General features: G+C 43.2%; 1 pseudogene. It reads right to left on the minus strand.

Annotated features, from left to right (window positions below):
- Positions 1–250: pseudogene (locus tag EXE10_RS21350) on the minus strand (elongation factor Tu); the annotation flags it as partial.

Here is a 250-nt window from a genome sequence, read left to right on the forward strand (position 1 = left end):
GATAGAGAATACATCTTCGATTGGCATCAAGAATGCTTTATCGATCGCACGTTCTGGTTCTGGGATGTAAGTGTCAAGCGCTTCAACAAGAGCAAGAACAGCTGGAACACCGTACTGGTTGTCTTCACCGTTAAGTGCAGCTAAAGCTGAACCACGGATTACTGGAGTGTCATCACCAGGGAAGTTATAAGTAGAAAGAAGTTCACGAACTTCCATTTCTACTAATTCGATTAACTCTTCGTCATCAACG

Origin of the sequence: Acinetobacter sp. WCHAc060033 (assembly GCF_004209125.1) — a bacterium.
GTDB lineage: Bacteria > Pseudomonadota > Gammaproteobacteria > Pseudomonadales > Moraxellaceae > Acinetobacter > Acinetobacter wuhouensis.